Origin of the sequence: Paraburkholderia sprentiae WSM5005, assembly GCF_001865575.2 — a bacterium.
Taxonomy (GTDB): domain Bacteria; phylum Pseudomonadota; class Gammaproteobacteria; order Burkholderiales; family Burkholderiaceae; genus Paraburkholderia; species Paraburkholderia sprentiae.
The window spans coordinates 898101-913588 of record NZ_CP017561.2; the positions used below are offsets into that span (position 1 = coordinate 898101).

The 15488-nt window shown below is 63.4% G+C and carries 15 protein-coding genes; 7 read left to right on the top strand and 8 right to left on the bottom strand.

Annotated features, from left to right (window positions below):
• The first annotated feature begins 71 nt into the window (after positions 1-71).
• The 3 genes from htpG to BJG93_RS04210 all read left to right on the top strand — a co-directional run bounded on the left by htpG (position 72) and on the right by BJG93_RS04210 (position 3287).
• Positions 72-1970 carry a molecular chaperone HtpG gene (gene htpG / locus BJG93_RS04200; protein WP_027197091.1) on the top strand — a complete coding sequence of 633 codons (1899 nt, stop codon included), beginning with the start codon at positions 72-74 and terminating at the stop codon, positions 1968-1970.
• A gap of 130 nt (positions 1971-2100) precedes the next feature.
• On the top strand, positions 2101-2811 hold the full coding sequence (locus tag BJG93_RS04205) for a chorismate--pyruvate lyase family protein (protein WP_071336550.1): 711 nt from the start codon (positions 2101-2103) through the stop codon (positions 2809-2811).
• Complete coding sequence (locus BJG93_RS04210; protein WP_027197092.1) at positions 2811-3287, top strand: DNA-deoxyinosine glycosylase; 477 nt, start codon at positions 2811-2813, stop codon at positions 3285-3287. The genes BJG93_RS04205 and BJG93_RS04210 overlap by 1 nt, the downstream gene beginning before the upstream one ends.
• Positions 3288-3402: 115 nt before the next feature.
• Here the strand turns inward: BJG93_RS04210 and BJG93_RS04215 are convergent, their stop codons facing one another.
• The 5 genes from BJG93_RS04215 to BJG93_RS04235 all read right to left on the bottom strand — a co-directional run bounded on the left by BJG93_RS04215 (position 3403) and on the right by BJG93_RS04235 (position 6634).
• Positions 3403-3975 carry a hypothetical protein gene (locus BJG93_RS04215; protein WP_231337432.1) on the bottom strand — a complete coding sequence of 191 codons (573 nt, stop codon included), beginning with the start codon at positions 3973-3975 and terminating at the stop codon, positions 3403-3405.
• A 48-nt stretch (positions 3976-4023) separates the two neighbouring features.
• Positions 4024-4584 carry a hypothetical protein gene (locus BJG93_RS04220; RefSeq protein WP_034479217.1) on the bottom strand — a complete coding sequence of 187 codons (561 nt, stop codon included), beginning with the start codon at positions 4582-4584 and terminating at the stop codon, positions 4024-4026.
• A gap of 256 nt (positions 4585-4840) precedes the next feature.
• Complete coding sequence (locus BJG93_RS04225) at positions 4841-5332, bottom strand: GNAT family N-acetyltransferase (RefSeq protein ID WP_027197095.1); 492 nt, start codon at positions 5330-5332, stop codon at positions 4841-4843.
• Entirely contained in the window at positions 5323-5724 is a 402-nt protein-coding gene (locus tag BJG93_RS04230; protein ID WP_027197096.1) for a cupin domain-containing protein, read from the bottom strand. The genes BJG93_RS04225 and BJG93_RS04230 overlap by 10 nt, the downstream gene beginning before the upstream one ends.
• A gap of 82 nt (positions 5725-5806) precedes the next feature.
• Positions 5807-6634 (bottom strand): AraC family transcriptional regulator, encoded by an 828-nt coding sequence (locus BJG93_RS04235; protein WP_027197097.1) that lies wholly within the window; start codon positions 6632-6634, stop codon positions 5807-5809.
• 334 nt (positions 6635-6968) lie between these two features.
• Between BJG93_RS04235 and BJG93_RS04240 the strand changes: the two genes are divergently transcribed.
• A complete protein-coding gene (locus BJG93_RS04240; protein ID WP_027197098.1) occupies positions 6969-9209 on the top strand; it encodes an NADP-dependent isocitrate dehydrogenase in 2241 nt (746 codons plus the stop codon).
• 101 nt (positions 9210-9310) lie between these two features.
• Here the strand turns inward: BJG93_RS04240 and BJG93_RS04245 are convergent, their stop codons facing one another.
• From BJG93_RS04245 to BJG93_RS04255, 3 genes are all read right to left on the bottom strand, one after another.
• Entirely contained in the window at positions 9311-9997 is a 687-nt protein-coding gene (locus BJG93_RS04245) for an OmpA/MotB family protein (protein ID WP_027197099.1), read from the bottom strand.
• 59 nt (positions 9998-10056) lie between these two features.
• Complete coding sequence (locus tag BJG93_RS04250; RefSeq protein WP_027197100.1) at positions 10057-10821, bottom strand: flagellar motor protein; 765 nt, start codon at positions 10819-10821, stop codon at positions 10057-10059.
• A 65-nt stretch (positions 10822-10886) separates the two neighbouring features.
• Entirely contained in the window at positions 10887-12137 is a 1251-nt protein-coding gene (locus BJG93_RS04255; RefSeq protein WP_027197101.1) for a Crp/Fnr family transcriptional regulator, read from the bottom strand.
• Between the two features lie 365 nt (positions 12138-12502).
• Here BJG93_RS04255 and BJG93_RS04260 point away from each other — a divergent pair, with 365 nt between their 5' ends.
• The 3 genes from BJG93_RS04260 (at position 12503) to mctP (ending at position 15440) form a co-directional block, all read left to right on the top strand.
• Positions 12503-13438, top strand: a complete 936-nt coding sequence (locus BJG93_RS04260) for a class I SAM-dependent methyltransferase (RefSeq protein WP_027197102.1) — start codon at positions 12503-12505, stop codon at positions 13436-13438.
• Positions 13439-13650: 212 nt separating this feature from the next.
• Positions 13651-13890 (top strand): DUF3311 domain-containing protein, encoded by a 240-nt coding sequence (locus tag BJG93_RS04265; RefSeq protein WP_027197103.1) that lies wholly within the window; start codon positions 13651-13653, stop codon positions 13888-13890.
• On the top strand, positions 13890-15440 hold the full coding sequence (gene mctP, locus BJG93_RS04270) for a monocarboxylate uptake permease MctP (protein ID WP_027197104.1): 1551 nt from the start codon (positions 13890-13892) through the stop codon (positions 15438-15440). The genes BJG93_RS04265 and mctP overlap by 1 nt, the downstream gene beginning before the upstream one ends.
• The last annotated feature ends 48 nt before the right edge of the window (positions 15441-15488 follow it).

Genomic DNA, 15488 nt, shown 5'->3' on the forward strand with positions numbered 1-15488 from the left:
GCCTCAAGCGCGGTTTGACTCCGCTTCGGCCGCCGCCCATCCCCCCTTCGCAACAGAGAGGAAGTCCGACCATGGCACAAGAAACCATGAGCTTTCAGGCAGAAGTGAAGCAGCTTCTGCAACTGATGATCCATTCGCTGTACAGCAACAAGGAAATCTTTCTGCGCGAGCTGATTTCGAACGCGTCCGACGCGGCCGACAAGCTGCGCTTCGAGGCGATCGAAAACAGCGCGCTGTACGAGAACGATCCGAACCTGCGAATTCGCGTGTCATATGACAAGGCCGCGCGCACCGTCACGATCGACGATAACGGCATCGGCATGAGCCGCGACGAAACGATCGGGCACCTTGGCACGATCGCGCGTTCGGGCACCAAGGAGTTCTTCGGCAAGCTGTCGGGCGACCAGCAGAAGGACGCGGCGTTGATCGGCCAGTTTGGCGTCGGCTTCTACTCGGGCTTCATCGTCGCGGACAAGATCACCGTGGAGACACGCCGCGCCGGTTTGCCGGCCTCGGAAGGCGTGCGCTGGGAAAGCGCGGGCGAGGGCGATTTCGCGGTCGAGACGATCGAGCGCGCCGCGCGCGGCACGACCATCACGCTGCATCTGCGTGCCGATGAAGACGAGCTGCTGTCGTCGTATCGGCTGAAGTCGATCATCCAGAAGTACTCGGATCACGTCGCGCTGCCGATCCTGATGGAGAAGGAAGAGTGGGACGCGGAAAAGAGCGAGATGGTCACGAAGGACGAGGACGAGACCGTCAATCAGGCGAGCGCGCTGTGGACCCGTTCGAAGAACGACATCACCGACGATCAATACAAGCAGTTCTACCAGCACATCTCGCACGACCATCAGGATCCGCTGACGTGGACGCATAACCGCGTCGAAGGCCGCAGCGAATACACGCAGCTGCTGTACGTGCCCGCGCACGCACCGTTCGATCTGTGGAACCGCGAGCAGCGCGGCGGACTGAAGCTGTATGTGAAGCGCGTGTTCATCATGGACGACGCCGAGCAACTGCTGCCCACGTATCTGCGTTTCGTAAAGGGCGTCGTCGATTCGGCCGATCTGCCGCTCAACGTGTCGCGCGAAATCTTGCAGGAAAGCCGCGACGTGAAGGCGATCCGCGAAGGCGTGACGAAGCGCGCGCTGTCGATGCTCGAGGAACTCGCGAACTCGGATAACGACGCCGACAAGGAAAAGTACGCGGGCTTCTGGAAAGAATTCGGCCAGGTGCTGAAGGAAGGCGTCGGCGAGGATTTCGCCAATCGCGAGCGCATCGCGAAGCTGCTGCGGTTTGCGACGACCCATACCGGAACGGCTGAGCAGACCGTGTCGCTGGCCGACTACGTCGCTCGCATGAAGCCCGAGCAGACGAAGATCTACTACGTGACCGCCGATACGTGGCAGGCCGCGTCGAACAGCCCGCATCTCGAAGTGTTCCGCAAGAAGGGCGTGGAAGTGCTGCTGCTGACCGATCGCGTCGATGAATGGATGCTGTCGTTCCTCAACGAATTCGACGGCAAGCCGCTGCAAAGCGTGGCGCGCGGCGACCTCGATCTCGGTGCGCTGAACGACGAGGAAAAACAGGCGCAGGAGAAGATCGGCGAAGCGTTCAAGCCGCTCGTCGACAAGATGAAGGAAGCGCTGAAGGACAAGGCGAAGGACGTGCGTCTGACATTCCGCCTGACCGACTCGCCCTCGTGCCTCGTCGCCGACGACGGCGAAATGAGCGGCTACCTGCAGCGCATGCTGAAGGCCGCGGGCCAGCAGGCGCCGGAGTTTCATCCGATTCTCGAAGTGAATCCCGAGCACGCGCTCGTGAAAGGTCTGCATGCCGATAGCGCGAATTTCGACGACTGGTGCCATCTGTTGTTCGATCAGGCGCTGCTCGCCGAAGGCGGCGCGCTGGAAGATCCGGCGAGCTTCGTGAAGCGGACCAATGCGTTGTTGTTGTCGCGCGCGGGTTGAATTGACGCTTCGTGGTTGAAAAATGCGCTGCTTCGGCAGCGCATTTTTTTTGCCTTCGGCTTCGCGTCGGCTCCGAGGCTCAGGGTGCGCGCACGATTGCCGTCGGACCACGCCGCTATAATCCGACACCATGCCTATCCGTTTCGATCCCGCCGGCGGCCCTTGGCGCGTCGCGCCTTTGCCTAGTTTCAGCGCCGCCGAGAAAGACTGGCTGACCCGTGGCGGTTCACTGACCGCGCATCTGCGCGCGCTCGGCGCGGTCGCGGTGCGCGTGACGCGCGAAACCGTCGCGCTGCCGTGGCCCGACGAAGCCGCCGCGCTCGGACTCGCGCCGCGCGCGCCGGTGTGGGTGCGCGAAGTGGTGCTGTCGGTCGATGGCGTGCCGTTCGTCGCCGCGCATAGCGTGACGCCGCGCGCCGCGAGCGTCGGCATCTGGCAGGCGACGCGGCGGCTGCGCACGCGGCCGCTCGCCGAGTTGCTGTATAGCGATAGCAGTGTCGCGCGCTCGTCGCTGGTGAGCCGCAGGGTGGCGACGCGGCATCGGTTGTATCGGCTGGCCGCGCGTGCAATCGGCGGCGGCGCCCGGCATGCGCCGCATGCGCTGGTCGCGCGACGCTCGGTGTTCGAGCGGCATGGTGCGCCGTTGATGGTGACGGAGTGCATGTTGCCGGCATTGTGGGAGCATCTGCGTGCGTTGGACGCGGCCGCTCGTGCGCGATTCGCCGGGTCCGGCGCGGCGCATGTCGCGCTAGCGCGGATCCGCGAGCACGGCCGTGCGCTCGATCACACCGCGTCGCGCGCGCATGCGGCGGCGCGCACGTCGGACGATCGGAGCCGCTGATGTTGCGCGGCTTTCCCCCGGTCGTCGCGTCCGACACGCACACGCTGATACTCGGCAGTTTTCCCGGCGAAGCGTCGCTGGCAGCGGCGCAGTATTACGCGCATCCGCGCAACCAGTTCTGGCGCCTGCTCGGCGCGGTGCTTGGCGAGCCGGAACTATACGGGCTCGCGTATGAGGCGCGGCTCGAACGCGTGCTGACGCACGGCATCGGCATCTGGGACGTGCTCGCCGCCTGCCATCGCGAAGGCAGTCTCGATTCGGCGATTCGCCACGCGAACCCGAACGATTTCGATGCGCTGCGCGAGCATGCGCCGCTGCTGAAAAAGGTGTGCTTCAACGGCAAGACGGCAGGGCGGTTTGCAACAGTGATCGGGGCTGCCGGGTATGAAACGCTCGTGCTGCCGTCTTCGAGTCCGGCGAATGCAATGCTTTCTTTCGATCAGAAGCTGGCCTTTTGGCAGGGAATCCGCGGCTGACTGCGGCGAATCCCCGTTCCAGGTCCTGTCGTGCCTCGATAGACTCGCTTGAATCTAACGTGGCCGGTGCGGCGCAGTCCGACCGTCGTTCGGTTCAGCCGCGCCGTGCATGCACCTATTTTTGCAATTCGGGCGCCTTTGCCAATACGGATTGCAGTTTGGACACCGCATCGGCCGTGGCAAGCTGTCCGGCAAGGCCGAAATTGCGCTTGAATTCACTAAACTCCGCGTGGCCGGTACCCGTCACGTCCGCGGTGGTCACGGTCTGACCGCTCGGGTCCGCCACGGTGCAGGCGAGCGCGACCGAGAAATCCGTGGGGGGCCACGTGAAGGGGCTAGGGGACGACGACGTGGTCTTGATCTTCGGCGTGATCACGTAGTCAAGATGCTTGGCCTGAATCGTTGCTGCGTCCGGCGCGCTCTTGAGCTTGGTCACGTTTTTAAACACATGGCCGAGACCGATGTATATCGGTAATTCAAGGTCGTGGTATGGGTGATAGCTGACCTTGTCGCCGCCCCCGCCGGGCGTGATCACTTCGCTCGACAACTGATCATCCGTGATGACAAGACCCACCGTCTTGTCGAGTGGCGATCTCGACAGGGCCGGAATCGTGTTCGCGTCGCCGGTCAGCGAAATTTCGTGCGCACAGCCCGACAATGCTGCGACCACGCTTGCCGCTGCGATCATTCGAATCAATGCCATTGTGCTTGGTCTCTCGTAGTGTGGTTGGTAACGTTATTGAATTGCCGCAATGAACGCCGGATCGGCGTATAGCTCGCCGAGCAATTTCTGCACGGCGAGCGGATATTCTTCGCGTGCTTTCGGCACGGCAATCATTGCCGCGAACGCCGAATCCCATTGCGTGTGCGCCGATTTGACCTGGTCGTAACGCACCGTGCCGGCGCGCATCACGATGAAGCGCGCCGACAGTCGCGCGGCGCCGGTTGCCAGACCGACGTCGACGTCGTTTTCCAATAGCGTTGCGTTGATCTCGACGTCGCTTTGCGCGGAGAGCTTGCCGGCCAACAGCAATTCCTTGGTCATCGCGTCGGCGAGATAGGCGCCGAACGAGTCCCCGACCGGTGACTTCATCAGGTTTGCGCGCAAGGGAACGGGATACCGATTTTTAATATCCGCGTGGGATTCGAATGCGCCGATTTTCGCGTGCGCGGTAGGGGCGCTCTTGAGCGACTGGATGTTGTCGACAGCGGGGGAATACGGCGGAGCGATGATCGAACAAGCGGTCAATAGCACGATCGGAATGATCAGGCCGACTGTACGGACAACGGTGCGCATATTTGAACTACCTCTGGTTGTTGACGTCCGCCCACAGTGAGGCCTGGAAAGCCGTGCCGCCCGGTGAGCGATCGTGGGTGTGAGCGTGCGATTTTGTCTGTTGGAGCTCGATTCGGCCTCCGTACCGGAATATCGGCATGGCACTGCGAATCTTGAATCGTGCGAAAACGGCGCACTGGGTCCACGGTGGGCAGCTCAGCCGAGGCAGTTCCGGCTCGATGTCAAATGAGCCGGAATACGCCGCTTTGATTCGCCGTCAAAGCGCGAGCCCAAGAAAGCGCGTGCCCTCGACGGGATTTTCGTAGTAGGGCGCGATGTCGACGAACCCCGATCGCTCGTAAATGCGCTGGGCGAAACCGGTTTGCGGAACCGAGTCGAGCACCAGCGTCGAGAAGCCCAAGGTCTTTGCCTTGCGGATCACCGACGTGACCAGCGCTTCTCCCAGAGACATCCCTCTGAATGCTTCGCGAACATAGAGCCGTTTGACTTCCGCGGTCTCGGCGGTATGACGAAGCAGGCCCACGCAACCGGCGAGCTCGCCGCCGGCGTCGGCGACGAAGAACATGCCGGATGGCAAGGTATAAACGCGTTCGAACGCGTCCATTTCGGCGTCGAATCCACGGTACGACAGATCCATATCCAGCCAGCGGACATACTCGCGAATCACGGCGACGAGGTTGTGGGTATCGGCGGGCAAAACCGCTTCGCGGACGATCGGCGGCGTTTGCCTGGCGGCTCTCAGATCCATACGTCGTTTTCGGCCGTTCTTTCGTTGGTCGTATCGCCGGTGTTGACGACGCCGCGCGGTTCGATCAGCAGCAGCTTGACTTCGGACTCGGCAAACGGCTTGTGCTCGACTCCCTTCGGCACCACAGCCAGTTCTCCCGGCGACAGGTCGATCGAGCGGTCACGGAAGTCGATGCGCAAGCGGCCTTCGAGGACGATGAACGTCTCGTCGGTGTCGGCATGCTGGTGCCAGAGGAAATCGCCGACTATCTTCACGACCTTGAACTGATAGTCGTTCATTTCCGCAACGACGCGCGGCTGCCAGTGACCGTCGATCTGGCGGATCTTGTCGAGCAGATTGATGGTTCTATATTGGCCCCGTTGCTCGGGTGCCAGCTGGGAATCGGTGTGCATGGTCGCTCCGTTGGTGTGGTCCTGGAACACAGAGCATAGGCCGGCCGCTGGCGAGTGTCTTGAACGATCGTGCAAGCTCGCGCTAGCGGGTGCGCCGATCGCTGATCATCGCGAGCCAGCGTGCCGGAGGGATGCCGTATGCGTGGCGAAAATGTCGGGTCATGTGGCTCTGGTCCGCGAAGCCGGCGGCCGCCGCGGTGTCCGCGAGGCAAACGCCGCGCAGCATCATCGCGCGCGCCGCTTCGAGCCGGCGCATCACCAGGTAGTGATAGGGACTGGTGCCGTAAAAGGTCCTGAAATCTCGAGACAGGTTCCAGCGATCCTGTCCGCTGACGGCGGCGAGTTCATCGAGCGTGACGGCGCGGGTGCACGACGCATGCAGATATTCCCGCGCGCGCTGCGCCGCGGCGAAATCGGCGGATTTGCGCGTCGATCGCGCGCCCGACGCATGATTCAGCGCGAGCGCGAGACCGGCGAGGGCGTCGTCGCGTTCGAGCGGCTCCGCGTCGCCGCGCATCTGGCGCAGCGCGCTTTTCGTCGCCTCGAACAGGCGCGGATCGTTCGTGACACCGCCTTCGATGAACGGCAGTGCCTGGCCACCGAGCACTTGCTGGATGGCGGCGGGCTGCACGTAAATCATCTGATAACGAAAGCCGTCGTCCGTGCCGGCCTGACCGTCGTGCGCTTCGTCGGGATGCAGCACCATGGTCTGTCCGGGCAGGCTGGTGCGCAAGCCGCGCTGGTAATGGAAGCACTGGACGCCGGCGAGCGTCAGGCCGATCGCGTAGGTGTCGTGCCGATGCATGGAGTATGCGTTGCCGTGGAAAAACGCTTCGATGCGTTCCACTCCGCCGATGGGTTCCGAACGGGAAATCCAGTCGGATTGGAGCTGGCCGATGTCGCCGTCCATACACTCTCCAGTTCGGTTTGTCCGATCCGCGGGAATATCGCGGTCGGTTCATTGTACCGATGTGACGCGTTTACACGCATGGCATGCGCGATAGTGCGACCGACGTCAGTGTCTCGTCGCGGGTCGTTGGTGCCGGCCGCTCCATTAACCGTGGCACGAGCTTTGACTTTTTCCCCAGCCCAAAAATGAGGCAGAATCGATCGTGCTACGCGCTGCGCGACGCACATCGTTTGCGTCTCAACGTTGCGCCGCGGCCAGATCGACGTTTATGCATCCAGCCCAGCCCGCACCACGCGCGCGACATGCCTTTCAACTGCCCGCCCGGAGCCCAGCAATGACGACCCAGCGACCGACCATCATCTACACCCTCACCGACGAGGCCCCGCTGCTCGCGACCGCCGCGTTCCTGCCAATCATCCGGAGCTTCACGGCGCCGGCCGGCATCGAGGTGCAGACCAGCGACATTTCGGTCGCGGGCCGCATCCTCGGCGAGTTCCCCGAGTGTCTGACCGAAGCGCAACGGGTGCCCGACAACCTCGCGGAACTCGGTCGCCTGACGTCGTTGCCCGACACCAACATCATCAAGCTGCCCAACATCAGCGCATCGGTGCCGCAACTGACGAGCGCGATCAGGGAACTGCAGGCGAAAGGCTACAAGGTGCCCGACTATCCGGAAGATCCAAAGACGGACGAACAGAAGGCGATCCGTCAACGCTACTCGAAGTGTCTCGGCAGCGCGGTGAACCCGGTGCTACGCGAAGGCAATTCGGACCGTCGCGCGCCGGCCGCGGTGAAGAACTACGCGCGCAAGCATCCGCACAGCATGGCCGAATGGAGCATGGCGTCGCGCACGCACGTCGCGCACATGCGGCACGGCGACTTCTATCACGGTGAAAAATCGATGACGCTCGACCGCGCGCGCGACGTGAAGATGGAACTCGTCACGAAGCACGGCAAGACGATCGTGCTGAAGCCGAAGGTCGCGCTGCAGGACGGCGAGATCATCGACAGCATGTTCATGAGCAGGAAGGCGCTGCTCGCGTTCTATGAAGAGCAGATGGAAGACGCGCGCAAAACCGGCATGATGCTGTCGCTGCACGTGAAGGCGACGATGATGAAGGTGTCGCACCCAATCGTCTTCGGCCACGCGGTGAAGGTGTTCTACAAGAACGCGTTCGCGAAGCACGGCAAGCTGTTCGACGAACTCGGCGTGAACGTCAACAACGGACTCGCCAATCTTTACGAGAAGCTCGAGACGCTGCCGGAATCGCAGCGCGAGGAAGTCATCCGCGACCTGCACGCGTGCCACGAACATCGTCCGGAATTGGCGATGGTCGATTCGGCGAAGGGCATCTCGAACCTGCATGCGCCGAACGACGTGATCGTCGACGCGTCGATGCCGGCGATGATCCGCCTCGGCGGCAAGATGTATGGCGCCGACGGTCGTCCGAAAGATACCAAGGCGGTGATCCCCGAGAGCACCTTCGCGCGTATCTACCAGGAGATGATCAACTTCTGCAAGACCAACGGCGCGTTCGATCCGGTCACGATGGGCACCGTGCCGAACGTCGGCCTGATGGCGCAGAAGGCGGAAGAATACGGCTCGCACGACAAGACCTTCGAAGTGCCCGAGGACGGCGAGGCGCGCATCGTCGATCTCGCGAGCGGCGAGGTGCTGCTCACGCAGAACGTCGAGCAGGGCGACATCTGGCGCATGTGCGAGGTGAAGGACGCGGCGATCCGCGATTGGGTCAAACTCGCGGTCACGCGCGTGCGCAATTCCGGCACGCCCGCGGTGTTCTGGCTCGATCCGTATCGTCCGCACGAAGCGGAGCTGATCAGGAAGGTCGAGACCTACCTGAAGGATTACGACACCACGGGTCTCGACATCCAGATCATGTCGCAGGTACGCGCGATGCGTTACACGCTCGAGCGCGTGGTGCGCGGGCTCGATACGATCTCGGTCACCGGCAACATCCTGCGCGATTATCTGACCGACCTGTTCCCGATCATGGAGCTTGGCACCAGCGCGAAGATGCTGTCGATCGTGCCGTTGATGGCGGGCGGCGGCATGTACGAGACCGGCGCGGGCGGTTCGGCGCCGAAGCACGTCAAGCAGCTCGTCGAAGAGAACCATCTGCGCTGGGACTCGCTGGGCGAATTTCTCGCGCTCGCGGCGTCGCTCGAAGAACTGGGCATCAAGACCGGCAACGACAAAGCGAAGATCCTCGCGAAGACGCTCGACACCGCGACCGGCAAGCTGCTCGACAACAACCGCAGCCCGAGCCCGAAGACCGGCGAGCTCGACAATCGCGGCAGCCAGTTCTATCTGGCGATGTACTGGGCACAGGAGCTGGCCGCGCAAACGGACGATGCGGCGCTCGCCGCGCAGTTCGCGCCGCTCGCGACGCAACTGACCGCCAACGAGCAGGTGATTGTCGCGGAGCTGGCCTCGGTGCAGGGCGCGCCCGCGGACATCGGCGGCTATTACATGCCGGACGCCGACAAGCTCGATGAGGTGATGCGGCCGAGCCGCACCTTCAACGAGGCGCTGAAGGCGGTTCACGTCGCGTAACGCAAAGCGAAGCGAACTGAAGCGAAGGCGAGCCGCCGGCGGCCGGCTCGTCGTGGGCAAAGCCCGCGAATGCTGCCAACGAATGCTGCCAACCAACGCGTTCAGTACTGCACGACGATCGCGACCCGCCGATTCGCCGCTCGCGCGGCGGCATCATCGCCCGCGATCAGCGGGAAATTGTCCGCCCGCCCGATCGCGGCCAGCCGATGCGGTTCGATCCCACGCTCGACCAGATACCTGACCACCGCTCCGGCGCGAGCCGACGACAGCTCCCAGTTGGACGCATACTTCGCGGTCGAAATCGGCACACTGTCGGTATGTCCTTCGACGAGCACATTCCCCGTCGAATCCTTTTGCAGTACCTGCGCGATCTGATTCAGTACCTCGAACGAATCGGGCAGCAGCCGCGCGTCGCCGGCGTTGAACAGGATCTTCGCGTTGACGGCGATTTCGACGCCGTGCGGCACCTCCGTCACCGTGATCAGCCCTTTCTCGCGCAGCGCATCGAGCAATGCGCTCAGTTGCTTATGCGCATCCTGTTGGGCGCCGCCTGCCGGTGCGGGCACGCTGTGCTGCGCCGTTTGTGTTTCGAGCGTCTGATACCTGAGCTCGAGTTGCCTCGATTTCGCCAACTGCAACGCATACAGCGCGAGGAACAGCACCATCATCGTCGTGATGAGGTCCGCGTACGAGATCAGCCAGCGGCCGCCCTCGGTGCCTTCGCCGCCGGGTTCGGCGTGATCGTCCGCGCCGCTGGCGAGGCGCTTGGTGCCAGACGTCGTTTGCATACGTGATAGGTCCGATTCGAATGACAGCGCGCCGCTGAGCCACGCGCCCTATGACAGGTTTAGGCCAGCGACTCCGCCGCGCGTCCGCGCACTTCGCCTGTCAGGCGCGTCTCGATCGTATGCGGCGACTCCTTGCGCGAAATCGCGAGCAGTCCGTCGAGATAAAGCCGGCGAAACCGCACTTCACTGTCGACCTGCGCCTGGAGCTTGCCGTACAGCGGCAGAAACACCAGATTCGCGAGCGCGAGACCATACAACGTGGCGACGAACGCCGTCGCGATCCCCGAGCCGAGTTGCGCCGGGTCGAGAATGTGATTGGTGACCTGGATCAGCCCGAGCACCGAGCCGAGAATGCCGAAGGTCGGCGCATAGCCGCCCGCCTGCTGCCACACGCGCGCCGCCGCCATGTGATTGCGCGCATACGCATCGAGCTCGCGCTGCAGCGCATCTTCGAGCACGGCGGTCGATACGCCGTTCGCGAGCAGTTCGAGCCCGCGTCTGGCGAACGGATGAATGCCGCTGACATCCATCGATTCGAACGCGAGCAGGCCGTTGAGCTTCGCCTGGTCACCCCATTCGAGCAGATCCGACAGGCTCTTCCGGTCCACCTGCCGTGCGCGCGTGAACGCGAGGCCGAGCAGCTTCACCGCGTCGAAAAAACGTGCCCACGTGTTCTGGATCATCACCGCGCCGAGCGTGCCGCCGAGCACGATGACGAACGCCTCGTACTGGAACAGCGTCAGAAAATGCCCGCCTTCGAGCGCGAAGCCAAAAACGATTGCCGCTCCACCGAACAGCACACCGAATAACGTCAACAGATCCATAGTTTTCCTCGAACGGCGCCGCACTCGCGCTTGCGCGTATCAGCAACGGCGCGCCGTCAAACCGCTTAGCGCGCGGCGTCCTGCAGCGCCGCGAGCGGCGCGGGCGGTGCCTTCAGCGTCTTCACCGCGTCGAGCAGCCGTTGCTCGATGTCGCTAATTTCGACCGTATCGATCTTGATATCGCGCCGCATCACCCACGACACCTCGTTGCGGCGCACTTCGGTCATCACCGACAGCAGGCGCTCCGCCACCGGCCGGCCGTCGACGCTCGCGAGCAGCTTGGCGAGATCGTACGTATCGAAGCCACTGACGACGTCGAACAGCGTGCGCTGGTCGACGAACGCGAGATCGTCGAGCGAATTCAGCGCGCCGCTCTGGCGCGTCGTGCGCCGCGAGAAATACGCGACACCTTGCTGCTCGACATAGGTCAGTACCTTCGACTTACGGAAGGCGAAGACCTCGTCGGCGATCTCGCCGTGCGACAGCTTGTTCAGAATCAACGTCTTGTCGACGCCGATCAGCGCTTCCAGATCGGTCAGCTCGATCAGTTCGAGCTCGCTGCTCACCGCGATATCGAGCTCGCTGTCCGCAACCTGCTGCGCGCGATCGACGATGCGCGCGGCGTCGAACGTGACGACCTGGCGCGCGGCCGCGCCGTCATACGCCGAGTATTCGGTCGACACGTTACCGAGTTGCCCCGGCTGCGCGGCCTCGATCGTCACGAGGTTGAGCTTCTCCATCCGCTTGAGCATCGCCATCACGTGCGGACGCGAATGGCCGGCAATCGCGCGGCACTTCTTGATCACTTCGACGAGCGGCACCGAGATTTCCTCGGCCTGCGCTTGCAGTGGACGGCGTCCCCAACTGTCGTTCGCCTCGCGCCGTTCGCCGTGCGACATCAGCGTCAGCACGTGCGCATACGACAGCACGCCGGGGAGAAAATCGGCGTGCGTATAGGTTGCGAGCAGATCGTCCTTGCGCTTCACGCGACGAATCAGCGTGCGCGTGATATGGCGCAGCAGCGGCGACACGCGTTCGATCTCGTCATCGAGCACGCTGGCCGGCACGACGGTCAGTTGACAGAACGTCAGCGCCTTCGCGGTATTGCTGCGCGGCTCGGCAGCAAGCAACGCGGCTTCACCGAAAAATTCGCCTCGGCCGAGCGTCGCGACGACGACCTTCTTGTCGTCGCAGCGAGTGGAAAGCTCGACCTTGCCTTCCGTGATCAGAAAAACGACGGGCTCACCCGAGTAGCCCTCGGAATAGATGACCTCGCCGGGCGCCGCTGTGCGCGTCCACGACTGTTGACGATTCAATGTAATTCCCCTGCAGCGCGGTTTTGTAGTTGCAGCTGCGCGACGCGACGCAATTGCGTCGCATGGGTCGGCAGCCATTGCCTGTACGCCCGTTTACGACATCGCGGCAGGGACTCTTTAACGGGCCAAGGAGGGCAGGACTGCGAGGAAGCGCGCCGCAAACCGCGCTGCAGATGGGAAGAACGGCGACAAAACGATCGGTGAATCGTTTGCGCGTGGCGTGATGGCGCAATATGCCGCGACATAGCGGCCGTCAAAATTTTTTGTTGATGCAGTTCGAAAACGTTTGCGCGACATCGCGCGCCGCAGCGAATGCTATGCTCTCGGTCGACCGAAATAGTGCGCCCACGGCGCGACATCCACACATGACGAAACTGATCAAACGCGCTTCGGCCGAGGCGCGCGCTTTCCGCCACCGGGACGCCGAAGTCCACGGCGGTAAGCAGAAAATGGCGCGCAAACCGGCGCCGAAAGCCGCACGCAACGCGAGCCGCGCCGTCGACAATGACATTCACGACGCACCGCGAATCGAAACACCGCGCAAACCGCGTTTTGCGCCAGTGACGTTCTCCGAAGAGGGCGGCGTGCGCTACCTGCATTTCGGCACGGAATGGGTGCAAGGCGCGATGCGTCTGCGCAAGCCCGATCACATCGAACTCGAATACGCGCAGCAGATGATGGCGTGGCTGCTGTTCCTCGAAACGCCGAAGCGCATCGTGCAGCTCGGCCTGGGCGCCGCGTCGCTGACCAAGTTCGCGCACCGCTTTCTGAAGAGCGCGAAGGTCGAAGCCGTCGAACTGAATCCGGCGGTCGTCGTGGCCGCGCGCACGATGTTCGGGCTGCCGTCCGACGACGCGCGTCTGAGCGTGCACGAAACCGATGCGTGGGACTTCGTCAATGACAGCGCGAACCACGGCACCATCGGCGCACTGCAGATCGACGTCTACGACGCGACCGCGCGCGGCCCGGTGCTCGACAGCGTGGGCTTTTACCGCGCGGCGCGCGCGTGTCTGACCGACGCGGGCATCGTCACGGTGAATCTGTTCGGCGACCATCCGAGCTTCGTGCGCAACATGAAGCGTCTGAACGAAGCCTTCGACGGCCGCGTCGTCGCGCTGCCCGAAGTGCACGATGGCAACCGCATCGTGATCGCGTTCTCGGGCCCCGCGCTCGACGTGCCGTTCGCCGCGCTCGAGGGGCGCGCGAAGCTGATCGAAGCCGAGCTCGGCTTGCCGGCGCGCAAGTGGATCAAGGGCCTGCGCGAATCGACAGGGCAGACGGGCGCATCGTTCGCGATCTGAGCGACGCGATCCGGCGGGCGTCGTCGATCCGGCCGACGCCTTGTCCCACGCCAGTGCGCCTCGGGTCCGCCCTGCTTGACCGGGCGTTCGCCACTCCTATACTCTTTCGAAGCTTTCGGGGCGCCCGTGGCTAACGCGGGACGACCACCCGCTGAGTTCCACCTGCCATCGACCGCGGGCAGACAAATTCTAAATAGGAAACAGGAGACGTCATGGCTCACGACGCCGACGTGAAGAAGGCCAGCAAGCACTGGCTCTGGCTATTGCTGCTACCCTGGATCGCGATGATCTGGGTACCGTCCTACAACCGGATCGAGCCGCAACTGTTCGATTTCCCGTTTTTCTACTGGTATCAGCTGCTGTGGGTGCTGATCAGCGCGGTCATCACCGCGTTCGTCTACTCGAAGACCCGGTCCCGCTATACCGGTCGCCCGAACGGGGGCGCGCAATAATGAACCCCATTGCAACTTTCGTCTTCGTTCTGTTTTTCATCGGTGTCACGGTTCTCGGCTTCGTCGCGGCCCACTGGCGCCGCGGCGATCTCGCCCACATTGAAGAGTGGGGCCTCGGCGGCCGGCGCTTCGGCACGATCGTCACGTGGTTTCTGTTGGGCGGCGACCTGTACACCGCCTACACCTTCATCGCGGTGCCGGCGCTCGTGTTCGGCGCGGGGGCAACGGGCTTCTTCGCGCTGCCGTACACGATCCTGATCTATCCGTTCGCGTTCGTCGTGTTCCCGAAGCTGTGGAGCATCGCGAAGCGGCACGGCTACGTGACGTCGGCGGACTTCGTGTCGGCCCGCTACGGCAGCCGCATGCTGGCGCTCGCGGTCGCCGTGACCGGCATCGTCGCGACGATGCCGTACATCGCGCTGCAGCTGGTCGGTATCGAAGTGGTGATCGGCGCGCTCGGTTTCGACACGACCGGCTTCGTCGGCGATCTGCCGCTCATCATCGCGTTCGCGATCCTCGCGGCCTACACGTACACGTCGGGCCTGCGCGCGCCGGCCATGATCGCGGTCGTCAAGGACATCCTGATCTACGTGACGATCTTCGCCGCGATCATCGTGATTCCGCCGCAGCTGGGCGGCTTCGGCCATATCTTCGGCGCGGTGCCGCCGGCCAAGCTGCTGCTGAAATCGCCGGACGTCTCGAGCCTGAACGGCTATAGCGCGTACGCGACGCTCGCGGTGGGTTCGGCGCTCGCGCTGTTCCTGTATCCGCACTCGATCACCGCGGTGCTGTCGTCGAAATCGGGCAACACGATCCGCCGCAACATGGCGCTGCTGCCGGCGTATTCGCTGGTGCTCGGCCTGCTCGCGCTGCTCGGCTTCATGGCGCTCGCGGCCGGCGTGAAGGACATGCCGGAGTTCGCGCCGTACTTCAAGGCCTTCGGCCCGAACTTCGCGGTGCCGGCGCTGTTCCTGCACTTCTTCCCGTCGTGGTTCGTCGGCGTCGCGTTCGCGGCGATCGGTATCGGCGCGCTGGTGCCGGCGGCGATCATGTCGATCGCGGCGGCTAATCTGTACACGCGTAACGTGCACAAGGAGTTCATCAACCGCAACATGACGCACGACCAGGAGACCAACGTCGCGAAGCTGGTGTCGCTGATCGTCAAGGTCGGCGCGGTCGCGTTCATCCTCGGTCTGCCGCTCACGTACGCTATCCAGCTCCAGCTGCTCGGCGGCATCTGGATCATCCAGACGCTGCCGGCCATCGTGCTCGGTCTGTACACGCGCGTGCTCGACTATCGGGGTCTGTTGATCGGCTGGGCGGCCGGTATCGCGACCGGCACGTGGATGGCGATGTCGCTGAAGCTCGCGAGCTCGATCTTCACGATCCACCTGTTCGGCATGGCGATTCCGGGCTATGCGGCGGTGTGGTCGCTGATCGTGAACCTCGTGGTGTCGGTGGTGGTGAGCCTGTTCGTGCGCGCGGTGGGCATGCAGCGCGCCGAGGACCGCACGCGTCCGGAAGACTATCTGGACATCGTCGAAGGCTGAACCGGCTGCAACCTCAAGCTCCGAAAAACGCGACGCCCGCCAACGAAA

Excerpts from the sequence above, each read along its gene's own strand:
- htpG (WP_027197091.1), top strand. The coding sequence starts at position 72 with ATGGCACAAGAAACCATGAGCTTTCAGGCAGAAGTGAAGCAGCTTCTG.
- BJG93_RS04205 (WP_071336550.1), top strand. The coding sequence starts at position 2,101 with ATGCCTATCCGTTTCGATCCCGCCGGCGGCCCTTGGCGCGTCGCGCCT.
- BJG93_RS04210 (WP_027197092.1), top strand. The coding sequence starts at position 2,811 with ATGTTGCGCGGCTTTCCCCCGGTCGTCGCGTCCGACACGCACACGCTG.
- BJG93_RS04215 (WP_231337432.1), bottom strand. The coding sequence starts at position 3,975 with ATGATCGCAGCGGCAAGCGTGGTCGCAGCATTGTCGGGCTGTGCGCAC.
- BJG93_RS04220 (WP_034479217.1), bottom strand. The coding sequence starts at position 4,584 with ATGCGCACCGTTGTCCGTACAGTCGGCCTGATCATTCCGATCGTGCTA.
- BJG93_RS04225 (WP_027197095.1), bottom strand. The coding sequence starts at position 5,332 with ATGGATCTGAGAGCCGCCAGGCAAACGCCGCCGATCGTCCGCGAAGCG.
- BJG93_RS04230 (WP_027197096.1), bottom strand. The coding sequence starts at position 5,724 with ATGCACACCGATTCCCAGCTGGCACCCGAGCAACGGGGCCAATATAGA.
- BJG93_RS04235 (WP_027197097.1), bottom strand. The coding sequence starts at position 6,634 with ATGGACGGCGACATCGGCCAGCTCCAATCCGACTGGATTTCCCGTTCG.
- BJG93_RS04240 (WP_027197098.1), top strand. The coding sequence starts at position 6,969 with ATGACGACCCAGCGACCGACCATCATCTACACCCTCACCGACGAGGCC.
- BJG93_RS04245 (WP_027197099.1), bottom strand. The coding sequence starts at position 9,997 with ATGCAAACGACGTCTGGCACCAAGCGCCTCGCCAGCGGCGCGGACGAT.
- BJG93_RS04250 (WP_027197100.1), bottom strand. The coding sequence starts at position 10,821 with ATGGATCTGTTGACGTTATTCGGTGTGCTGTTCGGTGGAGCGGCAATC.
- BJG93_RS04260 (WP_027197102.1), top strand. The coding sequence starts at position 12,503 with ATGACGAAACTGATCAAACGCGCTTCGGCCGAGGCGCGCGCTTTCCGC.
- BJG93_RS04265 (WP_027197103.1), top strand. The coding sequence starts at position 13,651 with ATGGCTCACGACGCCGACGTGAAGAAGGCCAGCAAGCACTGGCTCTGG.
- mctP (WP_027197104.1), top strand. The coding sequence starts at position 13,890 with ATGAACCCCATTGCAACTTTCGTCTTCGTTCTGTTTTTCATCGGTGTC.